28 protein-coding genes are annotated in these 13,208 nt (G+C 60.7%); 20 read left to right on the top strand and 8 right to left on the bottom strand.

The window, feature by feature from the left end; all coding sequences use genetic code 11:
- Nucleotide 1: 1 nt before the first annotated feature.
- Nucleotides 2–217 (bottom strand): hypothetical protein, encoded by a 216-nt coding sequence (locus CN933_RS02980; protein ID WP_003528137.1) that lies wholly within the window; start codon nt 215–217, stop codon nt 2–4.
- Nucleotides 218–285: 68 nt separating this feature from the next.
- Between CN933_RS02980 and CN933_RS02975 the strand changes: the two genes are divergently transcribed.
- Entirely contained in the window at nt 286–465 is a 180-nt protein-coding gene (locus CN933_RS02975) for a hypothetical protein (protein WP_102761249.1), read from the top strand.
- 5 nt (nt 466–470) lie between these two features.
- Here CN933_RS02975 and CN933_RS02970 read toward each other — a convergent pair whose 3' ends face one another.
- The gene (locus CN933_RS02970; protein WP_180980685.1) at nt 471–1,043 is read right to left on the bottom strand and encodes a TRM11 family methyltransferase; all 573 of its coding nucleotides are present in this window, start codon (nt 1,041–1,043) and stop codon (nt 471–473) included.
- Complete coding sequence (locus CN933_RS02965; protein WP_102761248.1) at nt 1,040–1,225, bottom strand: hypothetical protein; 186 nt, start codon at nt 1,223–1,225, stop codon at nt 1,040–1,042. Before CN933_RS02965 ends, CN933_RS02970 begins: the two co-directional genes overlap by 4 nt.
- A 77-nt stretch (nt 1,226–1,302) precedes the next feature.
- Between CN933_RS02965 and CN933_RS02960 the strand changes: the two genes are divergently transcribed.
- Entirely contained in the window at nt 1,303–2,100 is a 798-nt protein-coding gene (locus tag CN933_RS02960; protein ID WP_102761247.1) for an HNH endonuclease, read from the top strand.
- Nucleotides 2,101–2,174: 74 nt separating this feature from the next.
- Here CN933_RS02960 and CN933_RS02955 read toward each other — a convergent pair whose 3' ends face one another.
- The 4 genes from CN933_RS02955 to CN933_RS02935 form a co-directional block, all read right to left on the bottom strand.
- Nucleotides 2,175–2,573, bottom strand: coding sequence for a hypothetical protein (locus tag CN933_RS02955; RefSeq protein WP_245425060.1), 399 nt, complete (start codon nt 2,571–2,573; stop codon nt 2,175–2,177).
- A 334-nt stretch (nt 2,574–2,907) separates the two neighbouring features.
- Nucleotides 2,908–3,111: a hypothetical protein gene (locus CN933_RS02945; protein WP_102761244.1), complete on the bottom strand. Its 204-nt coding sequence runs from the start codon at nt 3,109–3,111 to the stop codon at nt 2,908–2,910.
- 133 nt (nt 3,112–3,244) lie between these two features.
- Entirely contained in the window at nt 3,245–4,096 is an 852-nt protein-coding gene (locus CN933_RS02940) for a DUF2312 domain-containing protein (protein ID WP_102761243.1), read from the bottom strand.
- Nucleotides 4,093–4,296, bottom strand: a complete 204-nt coding sequence (locus tag CN933_RS02935; RefSeq protein WP_102761242.1) for a transcriptional regulator — start codon at nt 4,294–4,296, stop codon at nt 4,093–4,095. The genes CN933_RS02940 and CN933_RS02935 overlap by 4 nt, the downstream gene beginning before the upstream one ends.
- Nucleotides 4,297–4,379: 83 nt before the next feature.
- On the opposite strand from CN933_RS02935, the gene CN933_RS02930 reads away from it, so the two are divergent.
- Nucleotides 4,380–5,117: a helix-turn-helix domain-containing protein gene (locus CN933_RS02930; protein ID WP_102761241.1), complete on the top strand. Its 738-nt coding sequence runs from the start codon at nt 4,380–4,382 to the stop codon at nt 5,115–5,117.
- Between the two features lie 118 nt (nt 5,118–5,235).
- Here the strand turns inward: CN933_RS02930 and CN933_RS31430 are convergent, their stop codons facing one another.
- Nucleotides 5,236–5,478 carry a hypothetical protein gene (locus tag CN933_RS31430; RefSeq protein WP_180980684.1) on the bottom strand — a complete coding sequence of 81 codons (243 nt, stop codon included), beginning with the start codon at nt 5,476–5,478 and terminating at the stop codon, nt 5,236–5,238.
- A gap of 128 nt (nt 5,479–5,606) precedes the next feature.
- Here CN933_RS31430 and CN933_RS02920 point away from each other — a divergent pair, with 128 nt between their 5' ends.
- Genes CN933_RS02920 through CN933_RS02840 form a run of 17 tightly spaced genes read left to right on the top strand, consistent with a single transcriptional unit; the run spans nt 5,607 to nt 13,177 of the window.
- Nucleotides 5,607–5,840 carry a hypothetical protein gene (locus CN933_RS02920; protein WP_102761239.1) on the top strand — a complete coding sequence of 78 codons (234 nt, stop codon included), beginning with the start codon at nt 5,607–5,609 and terminating at the stop codon, nt 5,838–5,840.
- Nucleotides 5,837–6,097 (top strand): hypothetical protein, encoded by a 261-nt coding sequence (locus CN933_RS02915; RefSeq protein WP_102761238.1) that lies wholly within the window; start codon nt 5,837–5,839, stop codon nt 6,095–6,097. Before CN933_RS02920 ends, CN933_RS02915 begins: the two co-directional genes overlap by 4 nt.
- A complete protein-coding gene (locus CN933_RS02910) occupies nt 6,094–6,330 on the top strand; it encodes a hypothetical protein (RefSeq protein ID WP_102761237.1) in 237 nt (78 codons plus the stop codon). The genes CN933_RS02915 and CN933_RS02910 overlap by 4 nt, the downstream gene beginning before the upstream one ends.
- Before the next feature lies 1 nt (nt 6,331).
- A complete protein-coding gene (locus CN933_RS02905) occupies nt 6,332–6,862 on the top strand; it encodes a siphovirus Gp157 family protein (RefSeq protein ID WP_102761236.1) in 531 nt (176 codons plus the stop codon).
- Nucleotides 6,863–6,864: 2 nt separating this feature from the next.
- Nucleotides 6,865–7,884, top strand: coding sequence for a phage recombination protein Bet (bet, locus tag CN933_RS02900; protein ID WP_102761235.1), 1,020 nt, complete (start codon nt 6,865–6,867; stop codon nt 7,882–7,884).
- 1 nt (nt 7,885) lies between these two features.
- Nucleotides 7,886–8,407: a hypothetical protein gene (locus CN933_RS02895; protein WP_102761234.1), complete on the top strand. Its 522-nt coding sequence runs from the start codon at nt 7,886–7,888 to the stop codon at nt 8,405–8,407.
- A complete protein-coding gene (locus CN933_RS02890; RefSeq protein ID WP_102761233.1) occupies nt 8,407–9,156 on the top strand; it encodes a DUF5131 family protein in 750 nt (249 codons plus the stop codon). Before CN933_RS02895 ends, CN933_RS02890 begins: the two co-directional genes overlap by 1 nt.
- On the top strand, nt 9,153–9,830 hold the full coding sequence (locus CN933_RS02885; RefSeq protein WP_102761232.1) for a hypothetical protein: 678 nt from the start codon (nt 9,153–9,155) through the stop codon (nt 9,828–9,830). The genes CN933_RS02890 and CN933_RS02885 overlap by 4 nt, the downstream gene beginning before the upstream one ends.
- Nucleotides 9,830–10,537 carry a hypothetical protein gene (locus CN933_RS02880; RefSeq protein ID WP_102761231.1) on the top strand — a complete coding sequence of 236 codons (708 nt, stop codon included), beginning with the start codon at nt 9,830–9,832 and terminating at the stop codon, nt 10,535–10,537. The genes CN933_RS02885 and CN933_RS02880 overlap by 1 nt, the downstream gene beginning before the upstream one ends.
- Nucleotides 10,534–10,947: a hypothetical protein gene (locus CN933_RS02875; RefSeq protein WP_102761230.1), complete on the top strand. Its 414-nt coding sequence runs from the start codon at nt 10,534–10,536 to the stop codon at nt 10,945–10,947. Before CN933_RS02880 ends, CN933_RS02875 begins: the two co-directional genes overlap by 4 nt.
- Complete coding sequence (locus CN933_RS02870; protein ID WP_102761229.1) at nt 10,947–11,237, top strand: hypothetical protein; 291 nt, start codon at nt 10,947–10,949, stop codon at nt 11,235–11,237. The genes CN933_RS02875 and CN933_RS02870 overlap by 1 nt, the downstream gene beginning before the upstream one ends.
- Complete coding sequence (locus CN933_RS02865; protein WP_102761228.1) at nt 11,234–11,581, top strand: HNH endonuclease; 348 nt, start codon at nt 11,234–11,236, stop codon at nt 11,579–11,581. Before CN933_RS02870 ends, CN933_RS02865 begins: the two co-directional genes overlap by 4 nt.
- Nucleotides 11,578–11,772, top strand: coding sequence for a hypothetical protein (locus tag CN933_RS02860; protein WP_102761227.1), 195 nt, complete (start codon nt 11,578–11,580; stop codon nt 11,770–11,772). Before CN933_RS02865 ends, CN933_RS02860 begins: the two co-directional genes overlap by 4 nt.
- Entirely contained in the window at nt 11,769–12,032 is a 264-nt protein-coding gene (locus CN933_RS02855; RefSeq protein WP_102761226.1) for a hypothetical protein, read from the top strand. Before CN933_RS02860 ends, CN933_RS02855 begins: the two co-directional genes overlap by 4 nt.
- Nucleotides 12,029–12,487, top strand: a complete 459-nt coding sequence (locus CN933_RS02850; protein ID WP_102761225.1) for a hypothetical protein — start codon at nt 12,029–12,031, stop codon at nt 12,485–12,487. The genes CN933_RS02855 and CN933_RS02850 overlap by 4 nt, the downstream gene beginning before the upstream one ends.
- Nucleotides 12,480–12,989 carry a DUF1643 domain-containing protein gene (locus CN933_RS02845; RefSeq protein WP_102761224.1) on the top strand — a complete coding sequence of 170 codons (510 nt, stop codon included), beginning with the start codon at nt 12,480–12,482 and terminating at the stop codon, nt 12,987–12,989. The genes CN933_RS02850 and CN933_RS02845 overlap by 8 nt, the downstream gene beginning before the upstream one ends.
- A complete protein-coding gene (locus CN933_RS02840; RefSeq protein ID WP_102761223.1) occupies nt 12,986–13,177 on the top strand; it encodes a hypothetical protein in 192 nt (63 codons plus the stop codon). Before CN933_RS02845 ends, CN933_RS02840 begins: the two co-directional genes overlap by 4 nt.
- Nucleotides 13,178–13,208 lie beyond the last annotated feature (31 nt).

Here is a 13,208-nt window from a genome sequence, read left to right as displayed (position 1 = left end):
CTCACCACCACGACTTTTCTGTCTCGTCAAAGCCGGCGAAACGAATGGGTTTACGGGGAGCGTTCAAAGCCGCCATCTGGCATACCGTCGGGCCCAGACGATCGCGGTTCATCTTCATGTTTATGAGGGTGTCCGCCTCGTGTTCCTTGATGTCCAAGGCCTCGGCGATCGCCATCGTGTCGGGACCGAACTTGGCGTAGGCTTCCAGGAAGGTCATGCCATGCCTCCCGGCTCGTGGAACAAACACAGCCCAGCATCGGTTGCGCGATGAAAGAGGAGGCCTGAATGCCTACGACCCCAATCCCGAAGCCCAGTGACCCTGAATTCCCGCCAGACATGCCGGCGGATGTGCCGCCAGATCTGCCGGAGCCACCGATCGAAGAGCCAGAGCCCGACGTAGGCCCGGACACACCCGACATCAGTCCGGTGCCCGGCGAGGAGGTCCCGTCGAAGATGAGCGATTGAGCTTGTCATGCGGCCGCCCTCCCCGCGTAGAGGATCACCGGAGCGCGCGGCAGGCGCGGCGTCTCGGTCCAGATGTACCAAGCGTGATCTTCGGTCCCACTCTCATCGTTCAAGAGGAAGCTGATGCGGTCGACGAGGACGATCTTCCCAGCGAAGCGGGGATTATCTCGGAACAGGTGCGTTCGGGTATTACCGGAATCAAATTTCGCGGTGAGCAACATCGCAACGATGCCGCTGCAGGCCACCAGCGCAGTCTCAACGAACTTCACGGCGAGGCGGTTCTGCTTGCCATAAGGTGGGTTCGTGACGATTCCGTCACCGTGATAGAACTGGACGGTGCCAGGCGCTACAAAGTCGATGAGGGCTGAATGCTCTCTCGAGTAAGTGGCGATATCGCTCGTATAAACTTCGGCGCCCGCCTCGGTCAGCACATCAGCGATAAGATGGTTGCCGGCGCATGGCTCCCAGATTTCCATGCCCTTGACGGGAAAGTGGCGGACGAGCGCCTGTGTTGCCCATGGCTCCGTCTGGTAGAGGTCGTTTTCGATGCGGGCGTATTTGGAGGCGACTACCGTCATGCTGCCGCCCTCGCCTTGCACACAGCAATGACGGCGTCGAGCATGGCGATGTCGCGAAGCTTGTTCTCGGCCTCGGTCTCAGGACGCGGGCGCTTCGAGCGCGGGCCGTGGTCTTCCAACCAAGTGAACTTCTGGCGCTTCTGGGCTTCGGCCCATTCGATGACGTCGGAGTAGGTGGTCATACTACCGCCCTCACCGCTTTAACCCTGACGCAACCCGAAAATGCGAAAACTCCTCCAATCGAGTGAGGGGGCAATAGATGTCTTGGGGTTTCGAGCGTGGCCGGGTCTATAACCGTCGAGCTGATATTCACGGCCGATTTGGCGGCCAGCAGCAAGGCGGAATCATTACCCCTTCCAAGCACAGGCTGGTGATCATCATCACCGGAGAAGAAGGTCTCGAACACGGTTATGCCGACCGACAGCGGCCCGATGGCGTATTCGAGTATTTCGGTGAAGGACAGGTCGGCAACATGACGATGCAGCGCGGCAATGCGGCGATCGCCAACCATTCGGCGAACGGCGCAAGCCTCCTGCTCTTCCGGAAAACGCCGACCGGTCTTCGCTTTGAGGACGAGTACGTCTACGAGGCTCACCACTTTGAGCAGGCGCCTGATCGCCTTGGAAGTGTGCGTGACGCTCTTGTCTTCGAATTGAGGCAGGTAGCTGCCGTCGTCGAGCAGATCGAAGAGATGACACCCATCTCTCCAGACCTGAGCGAGCTCCGTAAGCGCGCATTTGCGGCTACCAACGCCACTCCTGCCAAGTCCAAGTCGACCGCTTCTGTGTTCGAGCGCAGCCGAGACGTGCGCGACTATGTTGTTGCGCGCGCGAAAGGCCATTGCGAGGGGTGCAGCCAACCGGCTCCATTCCGGCGCGGCAATGGCGTGCCCTATCTCGAGCCGCACCACATTCGCCGCCTCACCGACGGCGGCCCTGACGATCCGCGTTTTGTGATAGCGCTTTGCCCGAATTGCCATCGCCGAGTTCACTCGGGCGCCGACGGCTCGACGTACAATGGCAAACTCCTGGCGAGCATGAAGGCCATTGAGGCGTAGGCTACTCGTCTGCGCTGAAGTCATCACCATCCTCGTCTTTCAGTTCCGGAGCCAAATACTCCGCCCAATCGAGCCTACGGCCGGCAATCCGCTGCCATCTGCGTGCGAGCCAAAGCCTCGTCGACGTCGGCAAGCTTCGCATCCAGTGCAGCCAGACGGGCACGGAGTTCTCTCTGTTCACGCTTGCTCTCCTCGATTGCTGCCAACCGCAGCGCGTCCATTTCCTCGGCGTCGATGCGACGCGCGGTGCCTTCCCAGATCGAGCGGGCCCGTCTCTGGGTGAATTCCTTCTGAACGAAGCGATTGACGAACTTGCAGGCCTCAAAGAACACATTGTCGAGCTTGCCGTGCCGGCCCAGCGGAAACGCGTCCCTCAACAAGTCTCTTGCTTCAAGAACATCGGTACTCATTGTGTTGCCTTCGTTTTTTCCCTTGGGGCGAGACCCCAAGGACTTGTTGTCGGTTCCCAACACCTTGTCGTTCTCCTGTGCGATACCTTTCCGTGTTGATGGAGAAGCGTGATGCGCACAGGCATTACTTCCGATGGAGAGGACGGCGCCGCGCCAACGGCTGCCGGTCCCTCCCAAGTCATTCCGTTTCGCAGAGTCCGGGAGCCGCACCCTGCCTCTGCCGCCGGTGACGCACCCTCGTCGTCACCGGCAATCCCCCTTGGTGAGCTTGTGAACGCCGTCGTGTTGAGGCTCTCGAACAAGCGCATCCGGTTGAAAGTCTTGCGGGCCTCCGGCTTGGGAGGAGGAGAAGACGGAGGCCCGCGATAGCCGGTGGAGGTAGCCGGCTAGTTCGTTTTCAAAAGCGGCCGTCGCGGACGTCCGCCAGGATCAGGGCGGCCAGTTCGTCATCAGTCATTTTCAGGAATTTGTTCTCAGCGACCAGGTCGCGGCGCTCGGCAGCGAGCCGCCCGATCTTGTCGCAGGCCGCGTTGAAGATCTTCGCGCCGGCGACGGCGAGGCCGATGGAAGCACCACAGACAAGCAAGGTATTCATCATCATGCAGCCCTCTTCTGATCTGAGTTTGGATTGGACGGAGCGGCGCGGCTCACCTGGGCGCGATGAAAATCCACCCTGCCCTCAATGGTTCTTTGAGCTGCGGCGTCTTCTGATTTGGATGTCCGGAGGTACTCGCTCATGCGACTTCCTCCGGTTGCTCGCGCATAGCCTTCAGGCAGGTGTGACAATGGTTCGTGCCATAGCCGCCGCACGCTTCTGGGTTCCGGCAGTGCGGCCGGAGAACGGATTTCGGCTTGGCGGTGGAATTCTGTGCCCATTTCACGTCCGGGCCAGACGACGTTGCAACAGGGGACGCGCGCTCCGCGCTGCCATCTACATATTCGCCTCCTGCGTTGGCGCCGGCGAGAGTGCCCGCCGCCTCGCGGTCGGTCTCGCGCTCGGCGCTGGGGATTTCGGAGTTGGTGGGGAGGCCGAACGAAGCCGCCTCCCCTTCATGGCGGCCCTCACGATCCGCAAGCGTCCCGGCTCCAGTCCCGGCAGGAGAGGCTTCGGCTTGCGGACCTGCCTCTGGGGATGGCTCATCGTTGGTCGAGGGCCTCTCGTGCGTTCCTTCTTCCTCTTCACGGGCGATCATGATGTCGACGGCGGCGATCAGTGCCTTGCGGCCGGTCTCGGTCTGCACGCCAGCGGCGACGGTTTCCACGAGCTTGGCGCTGATCTCGCCCGTTTCCGGGTCGAATTGTTCAATGTTTTCTCGTGCGCGCGCAGGCGCAGGCGCATGAGGGGATTTTCCCTCGTAGGCGCACAGGTACAAATCGAAGATGGCCCCCTGCTCCGCGACGGTGTCGGAACCCTTCTTTGCGACCTTGCGCAGATGAGCGACGACGTTGCCCATAGCGGTCTTGTCGAAGCCCATGGATTTTGCTTCCGCATAAATGTCGCGGATGTCCTCGCCGATCGTGTCCTGCTCTTCCTTCAGGCGAAGAATGCGGTCGATGAAGGCTTTGATCTGGGCGTCCGACGTCATTGTGCCGCCTCCGGCGCTTTGCCGAAAACGTCGGGCCGCAGTTCGTGGCGGGATATGCCGGTGACACGCTCGATGTCGAGCACACGTTCCGCGGGGACACGGTTCCAAGAGTACAAGGCCGTGTGCTTGATGCCGAGTACACGTGCGAGCGAAACTACGCCCCCCGCCTTCTCCGCTGCTCTTTCGACGATCTCAATCATGTAAGCGAAGGTAAGTTACACTTACTCTCGTTGTCAAGCGCGATGTAGGTGATTTTTACGTAGGGGATAATTACAAGTAGGGTATGGATGATACGATCGGCGATAGAATCCGGGCTCGGCGCAAAGCCGTCGGACTTACTCAGCAAGGTCTTGCAGAAGCATTCGGCATCAACCGAGTGTCGGTGACGCTATGGGAGAACAACTCTACAGCGCCTGAACGTGACAAGATTGTTCCCCTCGCGGAAATCCTTCAGTGCGAGCCAGAGTGGCTTCTGACCGGGCAAGGAAATGCGCCGGAAGAAGCAGAGACTGGCATCACTAGGCGCCTGCGCGTCGTCAGCGCGAACGCCAAGCAGAAGAAGCCAAAGCCGAACGCGAGCTTCCCTCCTCGGTGGCAGCAGTTCCCCGGTGATAAGTCGATCCCATTGCGCGGCCATATCGCAGCCGGCGCCAATGGTCGGTTCATCATGAATGGGCAGGACATCGCCCAGGTATTCTGCCCACCCGGGCTCGAAGGCGTCGAAGGCGCCTATGCGGTGCAGGTGGATGGCCGATCCGGCGAGCCGCGCTTTTTCCACGGCGAAACAGCTTGGGTAAACCCGCATCTGAAGGTGCGCCAAGGCGATGATGTAATTGTGCAAATCCTTGGGGATGACGACGACGACGAGGTCTCAAGCTACCTGAAGCGCTTCGTCTCGCGCTCTGGCGATACGCTGCGCCTCTACCAATACAATCCCGGCGAAGGGGAAACTCACGAGCTGGAGTTCCCCGCCGAGAAGGTGTTCAGCGTTCACAAGGTCGTCTTTCACGCTATGCTCTGAAGCGAGGGCTCGTCGCAGCGCCACGTCGGCCGGATCGTTAGATTGCGAAAGGCTGGCGGCGTCTTGGGGCACTCGCTGCAACGGATCTTCCGACAAAGCTGCATGTAGTTATGCACGCCTAGCTCGGCAGCTTTCCGAAGGTTGTCGAGGCGAAGAAGTCGCGAATGGCCGCAATCATCACAAGCCACATAAACGCTATCAAGCTCGACAACCAGTCGTAGGGCATCCGGATGATCCACTGGGCCGCTGCGCGACATTCCTCTCTCCTGCTTGTTCTCTTTTCGTTCGCTTTAAGAAAGCAGCGAAACTGCGCCGAGTCGAGTCGTAAAACCAGCGACAGCCAAGCAAATTTCTCGGTCACTCGCTTACCTCACTCCAATAAGTAGGGCATACTTACATTTTCTTCTTGACCGAATAGGTAAGTACGACTTACATTCATCTCATCAGCAAAGCGCTGGCGACACAGGGCCACGCCGGGAGATGAAAACGATGGGCACGATGGTTACCCGATACAGGATTGAGGATGAGGTAGGCCGCGTTCTGACGGTCGAAGGCTTCTTCTCCTACGAAGTCGACGACGCTCTGCAGTTCCGTTGCGAAGATGAGGCTCTCGAAGAAGCCGCCGCATTCCCCGGCACGACCGTCGAGCGCTTCGAGCGCTATTCCACCTTCCCCGATTTCTTCGCTTCCGAAGCCGTTTCGATCAAGAGGAGCGCGGCATGATCACGGCAACGCAACTCCGCGACTTTGCTTTCTTCCTCTCGAACACCAGCAGGTGGGAGCTTGAAAAGGCCGGCATCATTGCGCCCGGCCCGAGCGGCGACACGGCTTGGAAGCGCTTCAACAACGACTTCGACGTGTTCGCGATCAAGCTCTCCGCCGAAAAGCTGGGTGCCCTCTCCGACATGATCAACGGATACCTGCAGGCCTGCGAGTATTCACGCGAGCAGGCCGCGACTGCCGCCCGGAGGGTCGCGTGACACGCCCCGTCTCCTACGCCTGCGATCCTGCGCAGCGCTATTGCGAGTGCGGACGCTGTGACCTCCCGCCGGCGCGCAACATCGATCTGGACGCGGTCGCGAACCTGAACCGCGCCACTACCGCAACCGCGACCTTCCTCATTCTCCTTGCTGCCGTGCTCGCCGTCTTCGCCGCCGGCTTCTGGAACACGGAGCAGGTCCACCGCCAAATCGTCAAAGCCAGGAACGTCTGACATGACCGCACCAGGAATCGAACACACCATCCGCCGGCAGACCGAAGCCGCAAAAGCTCTCCTCGTCGATCTTCGCAACCAGGGCACCGATGACGACACCGAACTGGTCGCCGACACCATCGAGGGCGAAACGAACCTCAAGGAGGCTATCGAGGAGGCTATCGCGGAACTCGACGAGTGCGATGTTCTCGTGACTGGGCTCAAAGCCAAGGAAGCCGAGTTCGAGGCGCGCCGCAAGACTGTCGAGAAGCGCGCCGAGCGGATCCGCACCCTGATCGAACAGGCGATGCTCGCCACCGATCAGCTTTCGATGAAGCTGCCGACGGCAACGCTGTCGCTCACGAAGCGCGCGGCCGCCCTGATCGTCACCGACGAGGCCGATATCCCGGCGAAATACTGGGTAGAGCAGCCGCGCCCTGCCCCGAAGCTCGACAAGAAAGCCCTCACAGCCGATCTGCGCGAAGGCGGCGCCGCCATTCCCGGCGCCACGCTCGACAACGGCTCGTTCTCTCTCACGGTCCGGAGGAAGTGACCATGAACGCAGTGACCCGATATGACATGACGCCTAAGCAGATAGCGCTCGTGAAGGCCACGGTCGCCAAAGACTGCAACGATGAAGAGTTCAACCTCTTCTGCGAAGTCGCACGTGCAAAAGGCCTCGACCCGTTCCTCGGGCAGATCATTCCCATGGTCTTTTCCAAGGGTGATGCTGAAAAGCGGAAGATGACGATCATCATCACCCGCGACGGCCAACGCGTCATCGCGCAGCGTTGCGGCGACTACCGTCCAGCCAGCAAGCCCACACAGTTCGAAATCGACAAGGCGCTGGTGTCGCCGACGAACCCGCTCGGCATCGTCTCCGCTACTGTCTATTTGTGGAAGCGAGATCCGCAGTCCGGCGATTGGTTCGAAGTCGTGGGACAAGCCTATTGGTCCGAGTTTGCGCCGATTAAGCGCAAAGCCGCTGGCGGGTACAAGTGGGAAGATACCGGCGAGGTCTGGCCGGACAGCGGCAAGCCGAAGAAAAAGAAAGTTGCCATCGGCGAAGAAACCGAAGTGCTTGACGACTCCGGAAACTGGTGCCGGATGCCGCGCCTCATGATCGAGAAGTGCGCGCAGATGCAGGCGCTTCGTGCAGGGTGGCCGGAACAGTTTACCGGCACCTATGACGAAGCCGAGTTGGACCGCGCCAAGGTTCTCGACCTCACCGCCTCCGAAGTCGTCGAGAAAGAACGCGAGGATCACCGCATGCGGGTGATCGGCGCAGACAACTCCATCACCGTCACCTGGGGGGACAACTGGGCGCTCGAGAATGTACCGGTCGGGAAGTTCGCCGATGAGGTCATGCGCTTCATCAACGAATCCACGCCGGAGACCGTCGCGAAGTGGCGGGACGCGAACCGCGAGCCCCTGAAACGCTTCTGGGCTCTGCAGCCGGGCGACGCGCTCGCGCTCAAGAAGGAAATCGAGGCCGCTATCGCTCGCAAGCCGGGCCGTCCGGCGATGGGCCCTTCCGATGCCGAGCTCCGCAATCACCCTATGATGGCGGGCTGACATGAGCGCCCCGGTCCTGCTTCAGTGGAATGGCGAGGCCTTCCAGCCGGCGAACCGGCACTGGGCCCGCGAATGCGACAAGCGTTTCGTGGTCGGCGAGTTCTATACGCTCGCCGAGCACAACGACCGGAGCATGAATTCGCACCGGCATTTTTTCGCCGCCGTGAACGATGCCTGGCGCAATCTGCCGGAGCAGTATTCCGGGCTGCCGTTCGCCGAATCCGCCGAGCACCTACGCACCTACGCGCTGATCCGGACCGGATACTGCGATGCACACACCATCGTCTGCAGCACGAAGGCGGAGGCAATGCGCCTCGCCGCCTTCATCCGGCCGATCGATGCCTTCTCTGTCGTCGACGTGAAGGAGGCGACCGTCACCCGCTACGTGGCGAAGAGCCAGTCCATGAAGGCCATGGGCAAGCAGGAATTTCAGGAAAGCAAAACGGCCGTCCTCGACTTCCTCGACGATCTAATCGGCGTCGAGCGCGGCTCCACGCAACGCCAAACGGGGAGCGCAGCATAATGGCTGAGAACAGCAAGATCGAATGGACCGATCACACCTTCAATCCGTGGATTGGATGCACGAAGGTCTCTCCGGCCTGCGACGGCTGCTACGCCGAAAACCTGATGGCGAACCGATACCACCGCGTTCAGTGGGGTGCTGGCGAGGACAGACAGCGCACGGGCAAAGCCAACTGGCGCAAGCCGATCGCTTGGGACAAGGCTGCCAAGGAAGCCGGACGCCGCCCCTATGTCTTCTGCGCATCATTGGCCGACGTGTTCGACAACGAAGTCGACGAGATGTGGCGCTACGATCTGATGAGCCTGATCGAAGCAACGCCGAACCTCATCTGGCTTTTGCTGACGAAGCGGATCGGCAATGTCATGAAGATGACCGACCCTGCACGCGGCCATCGGATGCTCCCTCGCAATGCCGCGATCGGCGCCACCATCGCCAACCAGCCCGAATACGATCGCGACCGGATGAAGCTCTGGGAGGTGAAGCAATCGCTTGAGCCGCTGTTCACCTTCGGAAGCTACGAACCGCTCCTAAGCCGTGTCGTCCTCGACAGGTATGCCCCGGACTGGATCATCACCGGAGGCGAAACCGACCAGGGGCCGCACAAGGCTCGATACACCGACCCGGATAACTTCCGCTATCTGCGCGACCAGAGCCGCGAGCTAGGCCGCGCCTTCTTCATGAAGCAAATGACGCGCAAGGCACCGATCCCGGACGACCTTCTCGTTCGCCAGTATCCGGAGGCAGCATGACCGCTCTCAAGGCATACGCCGTCCTTGAGAAGGACGAACACACGGGCGACATCTATTTCGCGCCGAGGGCGATCGTCGCCGCGAAAGCCGGCGCGAACGAATATGGTGACGGCGAGCTGTCCTATATCCAGTGCCGCCGCGCCCCTTGGGCCGACGCATTCGCCGGCAAAGGTGTTCCTGCAAAAGTCGCGGTCGACCACGGCTGGCACTTCGAATGCCACGGCTGCGGAATCCAAATCGATAGCGACCTTGAAGAAGAACACCGCCTGCCCGTCGACGGCATCGTCGGCACCATGCACGGCGCCGTCTATTGCTGCGCCCGCTGCAAGTGGAAGCATCTGAAGCGCGAGGCGAGGCGCAAACAGGAAGAGGCGGCGGCGATCGAGGATTTCAAAGAGATCGTCCGCGCGAGGTTCCCCGATGCTGACTTTGCCGACAACGAATCCAAGTTCCGCGGTCACCACGCATACGTGACGCGAGCCGACCGCTCTGGCTTCTGGCATCGTGGCCAGGTCATCGTCGCCTTCCGCTTTCCCGGCATGAAAATCGGCCCTGCGCACTTCCGCCTAGAGTCCTACCACCGGATCGGGCCCCCTATCGCGGGGTACACTTGCTGCAACGGCGACCGTGAGGCCTTGGAAGCATACGCCAAATCCACGAAGGGAGCCGCGTGATGACTGACCGCCCTATTCTCTTTTCGTCGCCGATGGTCCGCGCTTTGCTCGACGGCCGCAAGACGCAGACACGCCGGATCCTCTCCTTCCAGAGCACGCTCTTAAACGGCAAGCCATGGAGCAAGTTCACGAAGGCGCAGGAATGGGATTGGCGAAAGGCCTTTGTCGACCCGGGCCCGTCTCCGGCCGGCAATCCCGGCCCCTACCTGAAACTGCCATGGCTCTCCGGAGACACCGATCCGTTCGATGGCACGACGCACCGCGTGTATCCAAAGATGCAGACCGGTGATCGGCTTTGGGTGAAGGAAACGCATGCCCGCGTCGGCGACAACGGCGATGATCACATGGCGTGCCCAGACTTGGCGAGGCTCGTCTACTATCGTGCCGATGACGTGCAGCCAGAACTCTCCCGCTGGCGCCCGTCGATCTTCATGCGCAGGCAGGATTCTCGCATCACCCTGATCGTGACCGAGGTTCGCGTCGAGCGGCTGCAGGAAATCAGCATAGCCGATGCCCTCGCTGAAGGCGTATTCGTCCCTGAGGCCCAATATGCGCAGCAGGGAGAGGCAGCTCCCCGTTTGGCATACGCTTGCCTTTGGGAGGAGATCAACGGCCCCGGCACTTGGGACGCCAATCCTTGGGTTGCCGCCTACACCTTTAAGGTCATCAAGAAGAACATCGACCAGATCGCGAAGGTGGCAGCATGACCGGCGCCGTTCGCTACTTCCACGGTGGATTCGGCGGCCTGACCATCGGTCAGTTCGTCCTGCCGCCGGCAACGACGAAAGCACCGTCGACGGCTCGCTTCGGCGCGGCCGGCGTCTGCAACACCGACAAGGTCTATGTCTGCATCGACATGCGCGGCGCCCTTCTCTACGCCTGCATGCATTGGTCCGGCTGCGGCAAGGTCTACGAGGTCGAGCCGATCGGCGAGTTGACGCCGGATCCGGACGCCGAGCGCGCCGGGTTCTCCTTCGAGTGCGACAAGGCGCGCGTCCTGCGCGTGATCCGCGTTCCCGGCAAAACCATCAAATCAGTCCAGCGCGACATGCTCGCAGACCACAATCGCCAGCGCGAGGTCGTGCGGATGACGCGGAAGCTGACGGGGAGAGCCTGATGGAATTCGTCTCGAACCTGACTGACTTCACGCCGACCGATCCCGTTCGCGTCGGGAACGTCTACCCCATCAAGGGCGGTCGCGGCCTCAAGCAGAGGCATATGCAGATCTTGCTTGCGATCACCGAAGGCAATGAATGGCAAGGCCGCTCCTGCCTGTTCCTCGTCGTCAGCAAGGAAGGCAAGCCTGTCGGCGTCAACCAGTATGCCATGCACTATGTCGAGGAACTGATGCCTATGGGGTTCGTCGCCGGTCTCGAAGACATGAACTTGGAGATCAATTCGCTATGAGAAGCGTCCCAGAATGGATCGGCAAGACCGACGACGAGAAAGTGCCGCCGCGCGTCCGCCTTCGCGTGTTCGAGAAATTCGGCGGCGTCTGCCAACTATCGCAACGGAAGATTATGGCCGGCGACGCCTGGGACCTCGATCACATCAAGGCCCTCTGGCGCGGTGGCGAGCACAGGGAAAGCAACCTGCATCCGGTTCTGAAGCAGCCGCATCGCGAGAAATCCGCGGAGGAGCAATCCGAACAAGCAAAATGCGACCGCATCCGGAAAAAACATCTGGGGCTCTGGCCTCAGTCCAAGGCCAAGATCAAGAGCCGCGGCTTCGCAAAAACGAGGGAAGCATGACCAAATCCCCATCAATCACTGTTCGCCGGCATCGCGACGGCAGCTTCACCATCACCGCCAAGAGCCGAAAGGCCGGCGTTGACCTACGCAACTTCGTCTATGCTCTCGCCGGCGAGCAGCCGCCAAGCGACGACGAAACCAATCAGACGCTAGCGGACGCCGGCGCGCTCCGGTCGAGGGACGAGGTATGAGGGAAATAGTCGAGAAGATCGCCCAGGTAGCCAACGCCGTCGGATGGCAAGCGGGTGAGCCCGCCATGGAACTCGCCGGGCAGATCGTTTCTGTCCTCGCCGCCAATCCCGAGCACATCGACCGCTTCATGAGTGAGGGCGCCGAGCTTTTCCTCGACGGCACATTCAACGCTGAAAACGGCTGCCTCACTTATCGGTCTATGGGCGGCGACATTCTCAGCCCCTCCGTACTTCGCGCGAAGAAAGGCATGCAGCAATGACGATCAAGGTAAAGCCGCTTGAGTGGCGCGAGAAACTCGGGTTCTTGTCCGCGCAAACAGATTTCGTGGCTTGCTATTCGGTTTGGAACGTTGATGTCGGCAGATGGGAATGCAGCCTGCTGGACGGGTCGTTCCCGACTGCCGAGGCTGCCCAAGCCGCCGCCCAGCGCGATTACGAGACGCGGATCATGTCGGCGATCACGGTGGAGCCGTTTGTCAACGGAAACGGCAAGGGAACGAATAGCGAAACGCCGGAAAAGACTTGCCTAAATGACCCTAAAAGTGACCCTGAAAACGAGAACATCGGTGCTGGTGCGGAGGTGATAGAGCGGCTGGTGAAGGCGCTGCGAAGCATACGCGCTGGCCTCATCCTGGATGGCTGCGACGAAAAGGACGCGCTGATCAAGATAGCAGATCGAGCACTCGCCGCAGCCAAGGAGCGGGAACATGGCTAACACGCTCGACATGTTCGCAACCGAGACGAAATCCTCGGCCGTCATCTCAGAATGCGACGCCTATCGTTACCGCCTTGAGCGGCACTGGGATGGCGAGAAGGCCAAGGTCGCCTTTCTCATGCTGAATCCGTCCACGGCCGACGCCAGTCAAGATGACCCGACGATTCGACGGTGCATCGGCTTCGCGAAGGCTTGGGGCTTCGGCGGCTTGATCGTCGGCAACCTCTTTGCCCTTCGCTCCACCGATCCGAAAGCACTCTACGACCATCCCGACCCGATCGGGCCGGATAACGATCAGCACATTCTTGCGATAGCCAAGAGCGCCCGTAAGATCGTCTGCGCGTGGGGGACACACGGATCTCTTCATGACCGCGGTCGCGAGGTTGCCGAGCGGCTCGAATTCTTCGACCTCGTCGCGCTGAAAATCACAGCAGACGGACAGCCAGGCCATCCGCTGTACCTCGCTGCCGACACACAACCTAGATCGTATTTTGCGCCATGACAGTTATCCCCGACCTGACCAACGCCACCCCCGCCACGTGCGAATACTACGCTCTTCCCGAGGAGATCCGCACGGCAGCAAAGGCTATAGCCGGTCCGCCTCGGCCGATGACCCATATCGAAGTCCTGTTGGCGATCGGGACGGCGATCGCAAATGAGCGGGAAGCGGCGAAGAGAGGCGAAAGATGAGAGAACGCCGCCAATCCCTTGTTCCCCCAGG

Origin of the sequence: Sinorhizobium sp. M4_45 (genome assembly GCF_002885915.1) — a bacterium.
In the GTDB taxonomy this organism is placed as follows: Bacteria; Pseudomonadota; Alphaproteobacteria; order Rhizobiales; family Rhizobiaceae; genus Sinorhizobium; species Sinorhizobium meliloti_A.
Note: the sequence above shows the minus strand (reverse complement) of the source record. Positions and strands in the feature narration are given on the sequence as shown.